The sequence below is a fragment of the Halorientalis brevis genome (genome assembly GCF_023077655.1).
The window spans coordinates 825,698-842,843 of the sequence record NZ_JALLGV010000001.1; the positions used below are offsets into that span (position 1 = coordinate 825,698).

15 protein-coding genes are annotated in these 17,146 nt (G+C 64.9%); 13 read left to right on the forward strand and 2 right to left on the reverse strand.

Translation table 11 applies throughout. The features are described from left to right. Positions 1-88: 88 nt before the first annotated feature. A complete protein-coding gene (locus MU553_RS04245; RefSeq protein WP_247375981.1) occupies positions 89-751 on the forward strand; it encodes an RNA ligase partner protein in 663 nt (220 codons plus the stop codon). Positions 752-763: 12 nt separating this feature from the next. Here MU553_RS04245 and MU553_RS04250 read toward each other — a convergent pair whose 3' ends face one another. Beyond that, positions 764-1,369: an OsmC family protein gene (locus MU553_RS04250; RefSeq protein WP_247375983.1), complete on the reverse strand. Its 606-nt coding sequence runs from the start codon at positions 1,367-1,369 to the stop codon at positions 764-766. 311 nt (positions 1,370-1,680) lie between these two features. On the opposite strand from MU553_RS04250, the gene MU553_RS04255 reads away from it, so the two are divergent. From MU553_RS04255 to MU553_RS04300, 10 genes are all read left to right on the forward strand, one after another. Then, positions 1,681-2,001: a DUF7518 family protein gene (locus MU553_RS04255; protein ID WP_247375985.1), complete on the forward strand. Its 321-nt coding sequence runs from the start codon at positions 1,681-1,683 to the stop codon at positions 1,999-2,001. Positions 2,002-2,025: 24 nt separating this feature from the next. Further along, positions 2,026-5,610: a chromosome segregation protein SMC gene (smc, locus tag MU553_RS04260; RefSeq protein ID WP_247375988.1), complete on the forward strand. Its 3,585-nt coding sequence runs from the start codon at positions 2,026-2,028 to the stop codon at positions 5,608-5,610. Further along, positions 5,603-6,787 carry a segregation and condensation protein A gene (locus MU553_RS04265; protein ID WP_247375990.1) on the forward strand — a complete coding sequence of 395 codons (1,185 nt, stop codon included), beginning with the start codon at positions 5,603-5,605 and terminating at the stop codon, positions 6,785-6,787. Before smc ends, MU553_RS04265 begins: the two co-directional genes overlap by 8 nt. Positions 6,788-6,875: 88 nt before the next feature. Then, positions 6,876-7,097, forward strand: coding sequence for a hypothetical protein (locus MU553_RS04270; RefSeq protein WP_247375993.1), 222 nt, complete (start codon positions 6,876-6,878; stop codon positions 7,095-7,097). 346 nt (positions 7,098-7,443) lie between these two features. Then, the gene (locus tag MU553_RS04275) at positions 7,444-8,346 is read left to right on the forward strand and encodes a PhzF family phenazine biosynthesis protein (protein WP_247375996.1); all 903 of its coding nucleotides are present in this window, start codon (positions 7,444-7,446) and stop codon (positions 8,344-8,346) included. Positions 8,347-8,587: 241 nt separating this feature from the next. Next, the gene (gene ppsA, locus MU553_RS04280) at positions 8,588-10,864 is read left to right on the forward strand and encodes a phosphoenolpyruvate synthase (protein ID WP_247375998.1); all 2,277 of its coding nucleotides are present in this window, start codon (positions 8,588-8,590) and stop codon (positions 10,862-10,864) included. A gap of 68 nt (positions 10,865-10,932) precedes the next feature. After that, complete coding sequence (locus MU553_RS04285) at positions 10,933-11,505, forward strand: response regulator (protein ID WP_247376001.1); 573 nt, start codon at positions 10,933-10,935, stop codon at positions 11,503-11,505. Positions 11,506-11,601: 96 nt separating this feature from the next. Continuing rightward, positions 11,602-12,654, forward strand: coding sequence for a tyrosine decarboxylase MfnA (gene mfnA, locus MU553_RS04290; RefSeq protein ID WP_247376003.1), 1,053 nt, complete (start codon positions 11,602-11,604; stop codon positions 12,652-12,654). Between the two features lie 116 nt (positions 12,655-12,770). Beyond that, the gene (locus MU553_RS04295) at positions 12,771-13,289 is read left to right on the forward strand and encodes a YqaA family protein (protein ID WP_247376140.1); all 519 of its coding nucleotides are present in this window, start codon (positions 12,771-12,773) and stop codon (positions 13,287-13,289) included. 74 nt (positions 13,290-13,363) lie between these two features. After that, positions 13,364-13,951: a DUF835 domain-containing protein gene (locus MU553_RS04300; RefSeq protein WP_247376005.1), complete on the forward strand. Its 588-nt coding sequence runs from the start codon at positions 13,364-13,366 to the stop codon at positions 13,949-13,951. Between the two features lie 16 nt (positions 13,952-13,967). Here MU553_RS04300 and MU553_RS04305 read toward each other — a convergent pair whose 3' ends face one another. Beyond that, positions 13,968-14,567 (reverse strand): TetR/AcrR family transcriptional regulator, encoded by a 600-nt coding sequence (locus MU553_RS04305; RefSeq protein WP_247376008.1) that lies wholly within the window; start codon positions 14,565-14,567, stop codon positions 13,968-13,970. Between the two features lie 99 nt (positions 14,568-14,666). Here MU553_RS04305 and metG point away from each other — a divergent pair, with 99 nt between their 5' ends. Next, complete coding sequence (metG, locus tag MU553_RS04310; protein ID WP_247376009.1) at positions 14,667-16,763, forward strand: methionine--tRNA ligase; 2,097 nt, start codon at positions 14,667-14,669, stop codon at positions 16,761-16,763. Positions 16,764-16,809: 46 nt separating this feature from the next. After that, the gene (locus MU553_RS04315) at positions 16,810-17,082 is read left to right on the forward strand and encodes a DUF7312 domain-containing protein (protein ID WP_247376011.1); all 273 of its coding nucleotides are present in this window, start codon (positions 16,810-16,812) and stop codon (positions 17,080-17,082) included. The last annotated feature ends 64 nt before the right edge of the window (positions 17,083-17,146 follow it).

The window sequence follows — 17,146 nt, forward strand, 5'->3', positions numbered from 1 at the left end:
ATCGGCACGCCGCGTCCCGTCCGTTCCGCGACGCACCGGGCGCGAACGGCTGGTACCTATTTCATCCTGGGCGGCCGTAGCACCCAGTATGCCCGATCATCCGCTCAAGCAGCGGTTCGTCATCGACACCTCCGCGGTCCTCACCGAAGAGATCCGACGGGGAGACGAAGAACTCAACGAGGCCGCCAACCGGCTGTTCGACCTGATCGCGGAGGCGAAACTCGGGCTCAACATCTCCTGTTACATGCCGCCCTCGATCTACGAGGAGTTGCGGCTGATGCTCGAAAACCGCGACGTCGACGACGAAGTGTACTCGAAACTGAACACCTGGGTCATCAAGAAAAACCCCGCCCGCTTCGAGGTGATGATCCCCGCCGAGATCGTGTACGGCTTCATCGACGAGATGTCCGATCGCGTGGATCGGGGCCTCCGCGTCTCCGAAAAGGCCGTCCGCAAAGCCGAGGAGTCCCGCGCCAAGGACGTCGAGGAACACGAGTACATGACCGAAGTCGACGCCGTCATCTCCGACCTGCGCGACGAGTACCGGAAGACGCTCCGCCAGGGCGTCCTCGACTCCCGGGAGGACTTCGACCTACTCGTGCTCGCGCGGGAACTCGACGCCGGCGTCGTCACCGAAGACCAGGGCATCATCAACTGGGCCGAAGACTTCGGCCTGCGCTATCTGAAGGGACGGGACTTCCCGACGCTCCTGGAGGAGTATCTGGCCGCCTCGGATCACGAAGGGTGGTGAAAAAACGAGTGCTCAGGCCGAGTGAACGGTCACGTCGGGATCGTTGGGCTGTGCGTCGGTGATGAGGCGGTACACCGGCGAGCGCTGCGGGTACTCGGCGATCTTCGCTTTGTCCTCGTCGCTCAGGCTCTCGCCCGTCACCTCGACCTCGATGCGCGGTGCCTCGTACATCTCGTCGGCCCTGTCTACGTCGTGGATGCCGAGGAACACTCGCAGGTCCGTCGGGATACTGGCGTGGGTGGTGACGTCCTCGACGTCGATGCCCTCGCGGATGGCGTTGCAGACGATTGTCCCGTTGACACACGCCGTCAGCGCCGCGAGCGCGCCCTCGATAGCCTCGTAGCGGTCCATCGTGTCCTCGTAGCCCATCGCCTCTTCGAGTTCCGGCGCGAGACCGAATTCCAGCGTGTGCTCGCGGTCCTCGGCCATCTCCTCGCCGCCGAGTCCGAAACCGCGTATGGTGGCTGTCGTGCGGTTCGCGACGTCCTCGGCGACCCCAGCAGCCCTGAACTCTACTATGGCGTCTTCGGGGTTCTCGGCGACCCAGTCGATGAATTCCAGGTGGTCTTGGACGTTGACGCCGTGTTTGGTTTCAGGTGTGGTTACTTCTGCTCCCATGCAAGAGAGGAGGCCACCGGACCGGTTAGTTATGAACTGGCCACCAGATATCCCAATCTGGTAGGATACCCCCGCAGAAGGTGGTTCTGAGTGGCAACCGAGACGACCGGGGATCGCAGGAGTGCGCACTGGTGGTCCGGTAAGCCCGACCGCGCTGGCGGTAGGGTCAGCGCGTGAGGAGAATGTTCGGCGACACAACACGACCACGCCGAGACCGCCGGGTCGGCCGTGATAATCCCGTCGGGATACCTATCAGAAACAATGTGAATGTCTGACGTAAGTTTATGATGGCAGAGAAGACCTGTATTGATATGGCGAGCGGCAATCGAGTCGAAGAACTCGAATCGAGGGTCAAAGAACTGGAGGCGACGGTCGACGGGTTGACGGACGAACTCGTCGAGTGCAAGGTTCGCATCCGCGAACTGGAGAACGTCGTCGACGCTGCCGGCGGACTGGACGCCATCGAAGGCATGGCCGAGGGCGACTCGGCGACCCAGCCCGAACCCGAGCAGACGGCAGAAACCACCACGGCAGACGCCGAGACGGAGGAACCAGCCGACACGACTAAATCGGAGGCACCCGACGATGCGGACGAGACGGAGTCCGAATCGAGCGACATCATCATCGCGTAACGGGCTCCGGTCACGAGCACCCCCATGCATATAAAAGAGCTCGTCCTTGACAACTTCAAGAGCTTCGGCCGCAAGACGCGGATTCCGTTTTTCGAGGACTTCACCGTCGTCACCGGCCCGAACGGCTCCGGCAAATCGAACATCATCGACAGCGTCCTCTTCGCGCTCGGTCTCGCCCGGACCTCCGGCATCCGCGCCGAGAAACTGACCGACCTCATCTACAACCCCGGTCACCAGGACGGCGACGGCGAGAGCGACGAGGAACGCGAAGCCAGCGTCGAGGTCATCCTCGACAACTCCGACCACACGTTAGAGCGGTCGGCGGTCATCAACGCCGCCGGCACCGAGGACGTCGGCGACGTCGAGGAGATCAGCATTCGACGCCGGGTCAAAGAGACCGAGGACAACTACTACTCCTACTACTACATCAACGGTCGCTCGGTCAACCTCGGCGACATCCAGGACCTGCTCGCGCAGGCCGGGATCACCCCCGAGGGGTACAACGTCGTCATGCAGGGCGACGTGACCGAGATCATCAACATGACCCCGCACGCGCGCCGGCAGATCATCGACGAGATCGCCGGCGTCGCGCAGTTCGACGCCAAGAAAGAGGACGCCTTCGAGGAGTTAGAGGTCGTCGAGGAACGCATCGAGGAAGCGCAACTCCGCATCGAGGAGAAACAGGACCGACTCGACCAGCTCGAAGACGAGCGGGAGACGGCCCTGCAGTATCAGGACCTCCGCGACGAGAAAGAGGAGTACGAGTCCTTCCGGAAAGCCGCGGAGTTGGAGGACAAACGCGCCGCGCTCGACGGCCTCGACGAGGAGATCGAGGAGCTGGACGACGAACTGCAGGACCTCCAGCGCGAACTCGACGAGCGCCAGGGGAAAGTCGTCAGGCTCGAAGAGGACCTCGAAGACTTAAACGCCGAGATCGAGCGCAAAGGCGAGGACGAGCAGCTCCGCATCAAACGCGAGATCGAGGAGGTCAAAGGCGAGATCTCTCGGCTCGAAGACGCCGTCGAGAGCGCGGAAGCGAAGATCGAAGACGCGGAGAACGAGCGCCGGCAGGCGTTCGTCCAGATCGACCGCAAGCAGGAGCAGATCGACGACCTGGAGGACGACATCCGCGAAAAGAAGGTCGCCAAGTCCTCCATCAAGGCCGACATCCAGGGCAAAGAGAGCGACCTCGAAGACCTGGAAGCGCGCATCGACGAGATCGGCGAGGAGTTCGAGGAAGTCAAGGCCGAACTCGACGAGAAACGCGCCACCCTGGAGGAAGCCAAATCAGAGAAAAACGACCTCCAGCGCGAGCAGGACCGCCTGCTCGACGAGGCGCGTCGGCGCTCGAACCAGCAACGCGAGAAAGAGGAGGCCATCGAGGAGGCCAAAGAGCGCGTTCCCGAAATCCAGGCCGAGATCGACGACCTCGAAGCCGAACTGGAGAAGGCCGAACAGAACCGCGAGACCATCTCCGGCGTCGTCGAGGACCTCAAACGCGAGAAGCGGCAGTTGCAGTCCGACCTCGACGACATCGAGGACACGATTTCGGCGAAACAGCAGGAGTACGCCGAACTCGAAGCGAAGGCGGGCCAGGACGGCGACTCCTCGTACGGGCGCGCGGTGACGACGATCCTCAACGGCGGTATCGAGGGCGTCCACGGCACCGTCGGCCAGCTCGGCGGCGTCAGCGCCGAGTACGCGACGGCCTGTGAGACCGCCGCCGGCGGCCGCCTGGCCCACGTCGTCGTCGACGACGACAGCATCGGTCAGCACTGTATCGAGTACCTCAAATCTCGGCAAGCCGGGCGAGCGACCTTCCTGCCGATCACGAAGATGCAGTCACGGTCGCTCCCTTCGCTGCCGAGCCACGACGGCGTGATCGACTTCGCCTACAACCTCGTTGACTTCGACTCGCAGTACCGCGGCATCTTTTCGTACGTACTCGGCGACACGCTCATCGTCGAGGACATGAACACCGCCCGTGACCTGATGGGCGACTTCCGGATGGTCACGCTCGACGGCGACCTCGTCGAGAAGTCCGGCGCGATGACCGGCGGGTCCTCCAAGGGGACCCGCTACTCGTTCTCGGGCGGCAAAGGCCAGCTCGAACGGGTCGCTCAGCGCATCAACGAACTCGAAGACGAGCGCCAGTCGATCCGATCTGATCTGCGCGACGTCGAGGACCGACTCGACGACGCCCGCGACCGGAAGTCCGACGCCACGGACCAGGTCCGCGAGATCGAGTCGGACATCGAGAAACTCGAAGCCGAACGCGAGGAGATCGACGACCGCGTCGACCGCCTCGAGGACGAACTCGAAGAGATCGAAGCGGAGCGCGAGGAGGTCTCCGACCGGATGGACGACCTCGAAGGCGAGATCGCCGAGCAGACCCAGCGCATCGAGGCCGTCGAGGCCGACATCGACGAGCTCGAAACGGAGATCGAAGACTCGGAGATTCCGCGGCTCACGAGCGAGGCCGACGAGATCCGCGCAGAGATCGACGAACTGGAAGACCAGCTCGACGACTTCGACGCGGACCTGAACGAACTCCAGCTCGAAAAGCAGTACGCGGAGGAGGCCATCGAGGACCTCCACGACGACATCGAGCAGGCACAGAACCGCAAGGCCGAACAGGAAGAGAAGATCGCCGACCTCGAAGAGAACGTCGCCGAGCAGGAGGACCTGCTCGAAGCGAAAGAGGAGGCCGTCGCGGACCTGGAAGACGAACTCGCGGACCTCAAAGACGAACGGAGCGACCTCCAGGCCGAACTCAAGGAGGCCAAGGAGGCGCGCGACGAACAAGAGCGGGAGGTCACGGACGTCGAGGAGGAACTCGACGAACTCCGCGAGGAGCGCGACCGCCTCGAATGGGAGGTCGACGAACTCGAGAGCGAGGTCGGCGACTACGACCCCGAAGACGTGCCCGACCACGACGAGGTCGAGCGCGAGATCGACCGGCTCGAAACGGAGATGGAGAAGCTCGAACCGGTCAACATGCTGGCCATCAAGGAGTACGACGACGTCGCCGACGACCTCGAAGACTTAGAGGACAAGAAGGCGACGCTGGTCGAGGAGGCCGACGGCATCCGGGACCGCATCGAGTCCTACGAGGCCAAGAAGAAGGCCACGTTCATGGACGCCTACACGGCCATCAACGAGCAGTTCGAGGACATCTTCGAGCGGCTCTCGAACGGCTCCGGTACTCTTCACCTCGAAGACGAAGACGACCCCTTCGAGGGCGGCCTGACGATGAAGGCCCAGCCGAAGGACAAGCCGATCCAACGCCTGGCGGCGATGTCCGGCGGCGAGAAGTCGCTGACGGCGCTGGCCTTTATCTTCGCCATCCAGCGGTACAACCCCGCCCCGTTCTACGCGCTGGACGAGGTCGACGCGTTCCTCGACGCGAAGAACGCCGAACTAGTCGGCGAGATGGTCGACGAACTCGCGGGCGACGCGCAGTTCGTCGTCGTCTCCCACCGCTCGGCGCTGCTGGACCGTTCGGAACGAGCGATCGGTGTAACCATGCAGGAGAACAACATCTCCGCCGTGACCGGTATCGATCTGAGTTCAGACGACGCCGACGAGGAGGTGCCGGCCGATGACTGATGGGGAGTCGCGGAGCGACTCCGAAATGCGAGCGGGGAGCGAAGCGACCCGTGAGCAGAGCGAGGACGGCGAGGACGGCGAGGACGACCGAAGGGAGTCTTCGGAATCGGGAACGGCGAACGAAGTGAGCCGTGACCGCAGGGAGTCCTCGGAACAGTCGAGCGGGGAGGAGCGAAGCGACGACCCGCGAGACGACGACATCCCACTCAATATCTCGGGCCACGAGGACCGCGAGCGCCCGAACGGCGCGAAGTCGATGCTCGGGTCCGGCGAGAGCGAGGGGGCAAGCGACGAAGCCGACGCAGAGCCGGACGACGACGAAGAAGACGTCCAGGAAGTTGAGTACCGCAACCACTACGGGCCCGAACTTCCTGGCGAGGGAGACGACGACGACGAGGTCCAGCCCGTCGAGGTGCTGGTGCAACTCGCCAAGGACGGCGAGATCGAGCCGTGGGACATCGACATCGTAACGGTCACGGACAAGTTCCTCGACCGCCTGGACGAGGCTGACCTCCGGACCTCCGGGCGTGCGCTGTTCTACGCGTCGGTGCTCCTGCGGATGAAAAGCGACGCGATGCTCTCGGAGGACGAGGACGAAGAGCCCGAGCCCGAGCCGTGGGAGGCCGCGGCGATGGGCGAGGAGACGCCGATCGATCCCGAGGCCGACCCGTTCGCGACGCTGGAACAGGAGATGGACCGACGGCTCGAGCGCAAACGCGCCCGCGGAATGCCACAGACCCTGGACGAACTCGTCCGGGACCTCCGGGACGCAGAGCGGGACTCCTGGTGGAAAGAGTCCCGCGAGTACGACACCAGCGGCTCGCCAAGCAGCTATCAGCGCGGGACGCAGGAACTCGACTACCGGAGCGGCGACGACTTCCGGATGGACGACGAGCCGACCGAGGCAGACGTGACCGACACGGCCCACGGCGAGGACATCGACGCCGTCATCGACGACGTGTACGGCGCGTGTCTCGAACGCTGGGACACCGGCCGCGAGGAGGTGCTGTTCTCCGAGATCGTCGACGCCGGCGGCTCGCGCGTCGAGACGTTCCTCGGGCTGCTGTTTCTCGCCCACCGCGGGCAGGTGCGACTCCAACAGGACGACCTGTTCGGCGACCTCTGGGTGCAGGACCCCAACGCCGCGACCGGGTCGGAAGAAGTCGCCGCGGACTGATTTTCTAGCGGAGTCAAATTAGGGGCTCGTCATCTCACGCGCCCAAGAATGGGTGCTTACCCACGTCCAATGCCATGGGACAAACGGGATGACAGACAACAGCATCGGTCCGTTCGGTTGGTTCTCGGCCGCAGGTTTCGTGGTCCTGAGTCTGTTGTACGTCGTCGACGTGCAGGGAATCGCGGAGTGGCCAGTGTCCGCAACGGTCACCGGCGCGATCGCGATCCTGGCCGGCATCGGTGCCGCGCTGTTGTGGGCCGGGAACGACCCGACGAGCTCCGAGCCGCACCGGGCGACCCGAACAGACTGACGAGGCGACCCCATTTTTCAGCGGCGCGCTGACCCGACCGCCCAGTACGCGGACCGAAACGCGGCGAAAGAGCTATGTATGCCAAGGCGCATGTTAACAATATACATGACCCCCACCAAACTCCAGGAGCGAATGACCGAGATGGAAGGCCGGGTCGACACCGAGCAGATCGTCGACGCCCTGATGTACGTCCGCGACGACGGCCGTCGCTGACGCGACTTTTTCGTGGCGACGAGCGCGTCCGAGTAGCGACGTCTATGAAATTACTACCAACTCACGACTGCCGTGACGGGATCGCCCCCGAGCAGTGAGAACGTTTAACAGCGGGTCGGGCGATGCCGACGGTATGCACGACACCCGCCAGGTCTACCTCGTGGACGCGTTCACCGACGAGCCGCTGTCGGGGAACCCCGCAGGCGTGGTTCCCGAGGCCGACGATCTCGACGAGACACAGATGCAGGCCATCGCCTCGGAGCTGGGCGCCAGCGAGACCGTCTTCCTGCGCTCCTCGGACGACGCGGACCGTCGACTCCGGTATTTCACGCCGACGAACGAAGTCGATCTCTGCGGCCACGCGACGGTCGCTAGCCACGCATGGCTGGTCGAGCGCGACCACATCGACGCCGGCGAGCACACGTTCGAGACGAACACGGGCGTCCTGGACGTCACGATCGAGGACGACGGGACGGTGTGGATGACCCAGAACCAGCCCGAGATCCGGCGCGTCGACGTGGAGTACGAGACCGTCGCGGACGCGCTCGGCGTGGACGTGGCCGCGCTGGAAGACGTGGGCGCGGACCTGCCCCTGGCCGTGAGTTCGACCGGGCTCCCGTTCCTGATGGTGCCGGTGAACTTCCTCGAACACGTCTCGAACATGAACCCGCAGCTGGGCGCTATCGAGGAGGTGAGTCGCGAGGTCGACGCGGCGGGCGTCTACGCGTTCACCTTCGACGCGCTCGACGCCGACTCGACGCTGCACGGGCGCATGTTCGCCCCGAAAGAGGGCGTGCCCGAGGACCCGGTGACGGGGACGGCAAGCGGTGCCGCGGGCGCGTACGTCCGCGAGTACGACGCCTTCGATTCGGTCCCCGAGGAGATGGTGTTCGAGCAGGGCCATTTCGTCGACCGGCCGGGCAGGGTTCGCGTCCGGGTCGGCGCCGAGATCGAAGTCGGCGGGCGCGCGGTGACCGCACTGGACGGCAACCTGGTCGTCCCCGAGAGCGACGAAGACGACATCATCGAAGCGTGACATGATTTCCCTCCCAGAGGCAGTTTGCCGGACGGCCGGCAGCGAGACGGAGATCGGTGGGAGCGGCGGGGTAACGCCTGTATAACAATCCACCACCCGGCAGTGGGGTTTCGCATGGGAAGACACACCCACGATTCGGGCGAGGCCACGCGGTTTGGTCTGCGTCGTGTCGGCAAACGCAGCACGATTGACGCGGTTCGGAACCCTTTTTATCAGGGTTCTGCACCCTACAGGTGAGGACATGGCTGTACTCTGGCTGGACGAAATCGGGGCAGACGACCTCGAATCAGTTGGCGGGAAGGCGGCCTCGTTAGGGGAACTGACGGCCGCAGGCCTGCCGGTTCCCCCGGGGTTCGTCGTCACGGCGGGGACCTACCGACGATTCATCGAGGACACGGGCATCGACGAGGAGTTGTTCGAGGCTGTCGACGTCGACGCCGATGACTCCAAGGCGCTCGCGGAAGCGGAAGCGCGCGCAAAGGAACTCATTCTCGAGACGGAGATACCCGAGGATCTCAAAGAGGAGATCCTCGCCTCCTACGAGGAGGTCGGCGACGAGGCGTTCGTCGCCGTGCGTTCCTCCGCGACCGCCGAGGACCTGCCCGACGCATCGTTCGCGGGACAGCAGGAGACGTTCCTGAACGTCACCGGCGAAGACCTGCTCGACCGCGTGAAACGCTGCTGGGCCTCCCTGTTCACCCAGCGGGCGACCTACTACCGAGAGCAGCAGGGGTTCGACCACGACGTCGTCGACATCGCCGTGGTCGTCCAGCAGATGGTCGCCGCCGAGAAATCCGGCGTCATGTTCACCAGTCACCCCTCGACCGGTGAACCCAAGATCATCATCGAGGCCGCGTGGGGCCTCGGCGAGGGCGTCGTCTCCGGCTCCGTGACCCCCGACAACTACGTCATCGACCGTGCGAGCGGCGAGGTCACAGACGTCGAGGTCGCGGACAAGAAGACGATGTACGACAAGGACCCCGAAACCGGGGAGACCGACGAGATCGAGGTTCCCGAGGACAAGCGCACCGAGCGCGTCCTCTCGGAGGCCGAGATCGACCGGCTCTGTGAACTCGGCGAGCAGGTCGAGGACCACTACGACACGCCACAGGACGTCGAGTGGGCGATCTTCGAGGGCGAGGTCTACATGCTCCAGTCCCGACCGATCACCACCATCGCCGACAGCGACGGCGAGGCCGCGACCGCCGACGGCAGCGGTGCCAAACAGGCGAGCAAGTCCGACGAGGACGGCGACGTCCTCCTCTCGGGCCTGGGCGCGAGCCCGGGCATCGCCTCCGGCGCCGTGCGCATCGTCGACAAGCTCGACCAGCTCGACAAGGTCGGCGAGGGCGACATCATCGTCACCGAGATGACGACGCCGGACATGGTGCCGGCGATGAAACGCGCCGCCGGCATCGTCACGAGCGAAGGCGGAATGACGTCCCACGCCGCGATCGTCGCACGCGAACTCGGCGCCCCCGCCGTCGTCGGGACGGGCGGTGCGACCGAGACGCTCAGCGACGACCAGATGGTCACGCTCGACGGCGACAAGGGAACCATCCGCGAGGGCGTCGAGACCAGCGAGGAGACCGAGCCCATCGAGGAAGCCCGACCGAAGACGCCGGTCAAGCCCATGACCGCGACCGAGGTCAAGGTCAACGTCTCTATCCCGGAGGCCGCAGAGCGCGCGGCCGCGACGGGTGCCGACGGGGTCGGACTGCTCCGCATCGAGCACATGATCCTCTCGACGAACAAGACGCCCGAGCGCTACATCGAGGATCACGGCGAGGAAGCCTACGTCCAGGAGATCATCGACGGCGTCCGAAACGTCGCCGACGAGTTCTACCCGCGCCCGGTGCGCGTGCGAACGCTGGACGCGCCGACGGACGAGTTCCGTCAGCTGGAAGGCGGCGAGGACGAGCCACACGAACACAACCCCATGCTGGGGTACCGTGGCATCCGTCGCAGCCTCGACCGGCCGGAACTGTTCAAACACGAACTGGAGGCGTTCCGCCAGCTGTGGGAGATGGGCTACGACAACGTCGAGCTCATGCTGCCGCTGGTCAACGACGTCGAAGACGTCACGCGCGCGAAAGCGCTGATGAAAGAGGTCGGCATCGACCCCGCGAAGCGCCGCTGGGGCGTGATGATCGAGACCCCCGCCGCCGCGCTCGGAGTCGAGAAGATGGCCCAGACCGGCATCGACTTCGCCTCCTTCGGGACGAACGACCTCACGCAGTACACGCTCGCGGTCGACCGCAACAACGAGAACGTCGCCGGCCGCTTCGACGAACTCCATCCGGGTGTGCTCGAACTCATCAGCCAGACCATACAGACCTGCCGCGAGTACGACGTCGACACGTCGATCTGCGGCCAGGCCGGCTCGAAGCCGCGGATGGTCAACCACCTCGTCAACGAGGGTGCCACGTCCATCTCGGCGAACATCGACGCCGTCCGCGACGTCCAGCACGAGGTCAAGCGCATCGAGCAGAAGCTCATCCTCGATTCGGTGCGCTGACTACGGACGATTTCGTCCGTCGAACTCACGCCAATCCTTTTTGACGTATACGGGAAAGACGGCGAGTAATGCCGACCGGGGAGCGACCCACGATTCTCATCGTCGAAGACGAGGAGAACGTCGCCGAGTCGTATCAACTCTATCTGGATTCGGACTACGAGATCCTGCTCGCTTCGAGCGGTGGTGAAGCGCTCGTCACGCTCGATTCGAGCATCGACGTCGTGTTGCTCGACCGTCGCATGCCCGGGCTGTCGGGCGACGAGGTGCTCGAGCACATCCAGGACATGGAGTACGACTGCCGGGTCGTGATGGTGACCGCAGTCGACCCGGCGGGAGAGATCGTCGAAATGCCCTTCGACGATTACCTCACCAAACCAGTGTCACAGGAGGCGCTCGCCGACACCGTTGAGGAACTGCTGTTACTGGACGAGTACGAGGAGTTGCTGTCTGAGTACAACGCGGTCGTCAAGACGTACGCGACGCTCAAGTCTCAGCTCAGCCAGCACGGACTCGAGGAGACGCAGGAAGTCGACGAACTCGAACAGCGCAAAGAGGCCCTCCGCGGGCAGATCAACGACGTCATCGACGGGCTCGACGAGGAGATGGCGGCCGTGTTCCGCGAGGCGCACCACGCCGGCTGACGGTGACAGGCCCGCAGTACGGCGACCGGGTGCTGTGCCAGCAGTCCACAGAGCGAACGCAACGGCTAAACCACTGTGGCACATGCTGTCTGACATATGCAGCGGGTCGAACCGCAGGATTTCAGTCGGGTTCTTTCTTCGATGTGTACCAGGCCACACCCCAGGGCACGCGAGGCCGCAGAGCGGTTCCTCGCGACGAATCCTGGTGACCCTGGCACGTACGAAGCCGTCTCCGAGCTAGAGACCGAGGCCGTCGAGATGTTGGGGACGATCACCGGCCTCCCGAATCCCGAGGGGTACATCGCCAGTGGGGGCACCGAAGCGAACATTCAGGCGGTTCGGATCGCGCGCAACCGGGCCGACACCGACCGGCCGAACATGGTCGCGCCCGAGAGCGCCCACTTCAGTTTCAACAAGGCGGCCGACCTGCTCAACGTCGAGTTGCGGACGGCGCCGACCGACGCCGACCACCGCGCCGACATGGAAGCGATGGCGGAACTCGTCGACGACGACACCGTGGTCGTCATCGGCGTCGCCGGCTCGACCGAGTACGGCCGCGTCGATCCCATCCCGGCGATCGCCGACCTCGCGCGGGACAACGACGCGCTCTGTCACGTCGACGCCGCCTGGGGCGGGTTCGTGCTGCCGTTCACCGAGAAGCGGTGGCACTTCGGCCACGCCGACGTCGACACCATCACCATCGACCCGCACAAGATGGGGCAGGCTGCCGTCCCGGCTGGCGGGCTGCTCACCCACTCGCAGGCGTTGCTCGACGAACTCGCCGTCGACACGCCGTATCTGGAGTCGAAATCACAGGCGACGCTGACGGGCACCCGGAGCGGCGCGGGCGTCGCCAGCGCCGTCGCCGCGATGGAGGAACTGTGGCCCATGGGCTACCGCAGGCAGTACTACGAGTCGATGGAGAACGCCGAGTGGCTGGCCGAGCAACTGGCCGCGCGCGGGCACGACGTCGTCGAACCGGAACTCCCGATCGTCGCCGCCGACATGACGATGCCGGTCACGGAGGACCTGCGTCGCCGCGGCTGGCGGATCTCCAAGACCGGCGCCGACGAGATGCGCGTGGTCTGTATGCCCCACGTGACGAAGTCGATGCTCCGGTCGTTCGTCGCGGACCTGGACTGGTTCTGACCTGTCAATTTGTTCCTATAGAGAGAAAATATTAACGCTTACACCACCGGGTGAAGAAAACTGGGTACGTGGCGTCAGCGTTGGTCCTCGCACTCGACGGCGTCCTCCAGGGGACGATGCACACCCTGGAAGCAGCAGTCCGAACCGCGACTGGACCGGCAGGACTGGGAATTATCGCCGTCTACTCGTTTCTCATCGCTGCCGTCCTCCCGCTGCCCAGTGAAGTCGTCCTCCTCCCTGTCACCCACCTCCAGCTGGGACTGCCCCACGAAGTGAATCTCGTGCTGGTGATCCTCATCAGCGGGGCGGCGAAAGCGGCCGGCAGCGTCATGGCGTTCCATCTCGGCCAGAAGGCCAAACAGTCCGGGCCGATCATCAGCGCCCTCCGCAGCTCGCGCATCGACGTCGTGGCCTGGTCCGAGCGCAAGACCGTGCAGTTGGCACAGCAGTACGGCTACGTCGGCCTCGCCCTGGCGCTCTGCGTCCCTGGCTTCCCGGACACGCTCTCGATCTACGCGTTCACCGTCCTGGAAGAGGATCACGTGTTGTTCGGACTGGCGACGTTCGTCGGCAGCGTCGGCCGACTCATCGTCACGCTGTTCCTGTTCGGCCTCGGTGCGGTTGCGATCGTCTGAGGCCGACCAGTCGGACCTGACACACCGAAACCTATTCCTGAGCCAACAACTAACGTCGACACAGAGGTTGGGGGATGGAAACACACGCAACACGAGCGTTGCGCGAGCAGTCGCGGGTGCTGCTTCTCGCATCGCCGACCGAAATCGAGCGGAGTGGACTCTGTTTCGACACGCTGTCGACAGCGACGCCAGCACAACAACACGCCCTGACGATCGCGTACAAGCGACGACCGAGGGACATCGTCGAGGGGTGGCGCGATCACAACGACGCTCTCCCGGCGTCACTGGCGATCATCTGCCCGGAGAGTCAGGCGACGCCGGACGAGACGCTCCCCGAGGGCGTCCACGAGACCCACGTCGCTGCCGGTGATCTGACCGGAGTCGGCATCGCCGTCTCGCGCTATCTCGACCGCTGGGCGGACGACGACGCGCCGATCACGGCCTGTCTGGACTCGCTGACAGTACTGTTACAGTACACGGAGACGGATCGAGTGTTCCGCTTCCTGCACACGCTCACCGGACGATTCATGGCCGCCGGGGCGAGCGCGCACGTCCACCTCGACCCGAGGGCCCATGACGACCAGACCATCGCGACGCTGACGACCCTGTTTGACGCGGTCGTCGAGCGGGACGGGGACGAGTGGCTGGTTAGACAGAGCTGACTGGTGGCCGGTCCGCTCAGTGGTCGGCAGCCAGTAGCGAGTCGACGTAGGCGTCGACGCGGTCGCGGAGCCGATTGCCGGCGTCGTCCATGCCGAGCGCCAGGTAGAATCCGGTCGACCCGTTCGCGGCGGCGAGGATGAACGCGGCCGTCCCGCGGGGATCGACCTCGCGGAAGACGCCCTGGTCGACGCCTGCGGAGATGATGCCTTCGAGATGGTCGAGGGTGTTCCCCTCGAGTTCCAGCAGCGGCTCACGGAGGGTCTCGTTGTACGGGGCGTGCGAGAGCAGTTCCATGACGGCGATGTTGACGCCGCTGGCTTCCTCGTTCTCCCGGCTGACGAAGAGGCGGTCGCAGGCCGCGCGGAGTTGCGTCTCCGGATCGGCGGCGTCATCGGCCGCCAGCGCCTCGGCGAGGTACGCCGTCGTGGTCTCGAGGAACGCGGCGATCATCTCGTCTTTCGAGTCGTAGTAGTAGTACAGTCCCGCCTCGCTCTTCTCGCTCTGGGCGGCGATCTTCTGCGTCGTGAGCCGGGCGTAGCCGTGGTCGGCGAGGGCCTGGCGCACGGCCGCGGCGATCTCCGCCTTGGCGTCGGGCGGCACCGTCTCGTCGCTCATACCGGCGAGTGAGCGGTCACTCGTATCGGTCTTTCGCTCGGCCCGGCCCCGGTGTCGAACCAGCGGATTTTAGGTCTGTATGGCGGTACGGAGACACACATGAGCCACGAGCCATTTCCGACGGACACTCCCGCCGTCGTGACGGTGGGGTTGCCCTACGCCAACGGCGATCTCCACGTCGGTCACCTGCGAGGATACGTGACCGGCGACACCATCGCCCGCGCGCTCCGGCGCGTCGGCCAGCAGACTGCCTTCGTCTGCGGGTCCGACATGCACGGGACGCCCATCGCCGTCAACGCCGCCAAGGAGGGCGTCTCCCCCGAGGAGTTCGCCCTCGAGTACCACGAACAGTACGAGCGAACCTTCCCGCAGTTCAACGTCGAGTTCGACAACTACGGCCACACCCACGACGAGACCAACGTCGAAACGACCCAGGAGTTCGTCCGGGAGTGGATCGACGGCGACCACGTCATCGAGAAAGAGATCCAGGTCGCCTACGACCCCGAGGCCGACCAGTGGCTGCCCGACCGCCTCGTCGAGGGCACCTGCCCGTACTGCGGCGAGCACGCCCGCGGCGACGAGTGCGACGAGGGGTGTCAGCGCCACCTCGAACCCGGCGAGGTCGAAGACCCCGTCTCGACGCTCACCGGAAACGACGCCGAGTACCGCGAGCGCGAGCACAAGTTCCTCCGGCTCGCTGACTTCCAGGACTACCTTCAGGAGTTCATCGACCGCGTCGAGGGGACTGACAACGCCAAGAACCAGCCCCGCGAGTGGATCGAAGGAGAGCTGCAGGACCTCTGTATCACCCGCGACATGGACTGGGGGATCGACTACCCAGGTGACGACGACGAAGCCGAGGACCTCGTCCTGTACGTGTGGGTCGACGCGCCCATCGAGTACGTCTCCTCGACCAAGAAGTACACCGACCGCGTGGGTCCCGAGGAGTACGACTGGGAGGAGGTCTGGACGGTCGACAGCGAGGACGAACTCGCGAGTGCAGAGAGCGGGGAGATCGTCCACGTCATCGGTCGGGACATCATCCAGCACCACGCCGTGTTCTGGCCCGCGATGCTCCGCGGGGCAGGCTACAACGAACCGCGCGCGATTCTGGCGACGGGCTTCGTCGGCATCGACGGGAAGGCCCTCTCGACCTCCCGAAATCGGGCGGTGTGGGCAGACGAGTACCTCGAGGAAGGGTTCCACCCGGACCTGTTCCGGTACTACATGGTCAACGGCAGCGGCCTGGAGACGGACGTGGACTTCTCCTGGGACCGCTTCGCCGAGCGCGTCAACGGCGAACTCGTGGGCAACCTCGGGAACTTCTGTTACCGCTCGCTGCTGTTCGCCGTGCGCAACTACGAGGGCACACCGGACGCGGAGGTGAGCGACGAGGTCCGCGAGCGCATCGAGGAGTCCATCGCGGAGTTCGAGGACGCGCTCAACGAGTACCGCATCCGTGACGTCGGTGCGGTCGCGATCGACCTGGCCGACTACGGCAACGAGTACATCCAGCGCAACGAGCCCTGGAAGCTCACCGACGACGAGCCCGAAAAGGCAGCCCAGGTCATCCGCGACTGCGTCCAGCTCGCGAAGGCCATCGCCGTACTGATGCAGCCGGTCATGCCCGAGAAGGCCGAAGCCCTCTGGGACCAGCTCGGCGAGGACGGCGCCGTCGCCACAGCGGAACTGGACGAGGCGCTCGCGACGCCGCCCGCGACCTTCGACGAGCCCGAGGAGCTGTTCGGCAAGATCGAGGACGAACGTATCGCGGAACTGAACGAGAAACTCCAGGAGCGCGTCGCGGAAGCGACTGAAGACGAGGACGAAGAAGACGACACAGAATCCATGGACTTCGAACCCGAATCACTGACTGAGGAACGGATCAGCTTCGACGACTTCGGCGACCTCGACATGCGCGTCGGGGAGATCGAGACGGCAGAACCGATCGAGGACTCGGACAAGCTCGCCCGCCTCGAAGTCGACATCGGCGTCGAGACCCGCCAGGTCGTCGCCGGCATCAAACAGCTGCACGACCTGGACGAACTGCCAGGCACGCGCGTGGTCTTGCTGGCGAACATGGAGAAAGCGGAGCTGTTCGGTGTCGAATCCAACGGCATGATCCTGGCCGCCGGCGACGAGGCGGACCTGCTGACGACCCACGAGGACGCCCCGCTCGGCTCGAAGATCCAGTAGGACCGCGGGCCGTGGGCTTTTGGTCGTGAGGCTCCTACACTGACGCATGTCCGACGACGAACAGTGGCGCTACTCGGTCGACGAGTTCCCTGACGACGGCCCGGGAACGGCCGAGCGCAGGGGCAACGGCGAAGGTGACGTGACCGGTACCGACGACGACGCGCCGGAACAGGAGTCGAGTGGCAACGTCGCCGGCCAGATCGGTGGCCTCGACGACGAACTGGAACCGGGCTCGCCCACGATGGAAAACGCGGTGTTCGTCGTCCTGGGGGCGACGACGACGGTCGTCTTCTTCATGGTGGTCGCAGGCCTCATCTGACGAGCGGCGATTTCGGGGCGAGCAGACCCCAACCCCGAAGCTTAACCCCGGGGCGCACTTACCA

Excerpts from the sequence above, each read along its gene's own strand:
- MU553_RS04245 (WP_247375981.1), top strand. The coding sequence starts at position 89 with ATGCCCGATCATCCGCTCAAGCAGCGGTTCGTCATCGACACCTCCGCG.
- MU553_RS04250 (WP_247375983.1), bottom strand. The coding sequence starts at position 1,369 with ATGGGAGCAGAAGTAACCACACCTGAAACCAAACACGGCGTCAACGTC.
- MU553_RS04255 (WP_247375985.1), top strand. The coding sequence starts at position 1,681 with ATGGCGAGCGGCAATCGAGTCGAAGAACTCGAATCGAGGGTCAAAGAA.
- smc (WP_247375988.1), top strand. The coding sequence starts at position 2,026 with ATGCATATAAAAGAGCTCGTCCTTGACAACTTCAAGAGCTTCGGCCGC.
- MU553_RS04265 (WP_247375990.1), top strand. The coding sequence starts at position 5,603 with ATGACTGATGGGGAGTCGCGGAGCGACTCCGAAATGCGAGCGGGGAGC.
- MU553_RS04270 (WP_247375993.1), top strand. The coding sequence starts at position 6,876 with ATGACAGACAACAGCATCGGTCCGTTCGGTTGGTTCTCGGCCGCAGGT.
- MU553_RS04275 (WP_247375996.1), top strand. The coding sequence starts at position 7,444 with ATGCACGACACCCGCCAGGTCTACCTCGTGGACGCGTTCACCGACGAG.
- ppsA (WP_247375998.1), top strand. The coding sequence starts at position 8,588 with ATGGCTGTACTCTGGCTGGACGAAATCGGGGCAGACGACCTCGAATCA.
- MU553_RS04285 (WP_247376001.1), top strand. The coding sequence starts at position 10,933 with ATGCCGACCGGGGAGCGACCCACGATTCTCATCGTCGAAGACGAGGAG.
- mfnA (WP_247376003.1), top strand. The coding sequence starts at position 11,602 with ATGCAGCGGGTCGAACCGCAGGATTTCAGTCGGGTTCTTTCTTCGATG.
- MU553_RS04295 (WP_247376140.1), top strand. The coding sequence starts at position 12,771 with ATGCACACCCTGGAAGCAGCAGTCCGAACCGCGACTGGACCGGCAGGA.
- MU553_RS04300 (WP_247376005.1), top strand. The coding sequence starts at position 13,364 with ATGGAAACACACGCAACACGAGCGTTGCGCGAGCAGTCGCGGGTGCTG.
- MU553_RS04305 (WP_247376008.1), bottom strand. The coding sequence starts at position 14,567 with ATGAGCGACGAGACGGTGCCGCCCGACGCCAAGGCGGAGATCGCCGCG.
- metG (WP_247376009.1), top strand. The coding sequence starts at position 14,667 with ATGAGCCACGAGCCATTTCCGACGGACACTCCCGCCGTCGTGACGGTG.
- MU553_RS04315 (WP_247376011.1), top strand. The coding sequence starts at position 16,810 with ATGTCCGACGACGAACAGTGGCGCTACTCGGTCGACGAGTTCCCTGAC.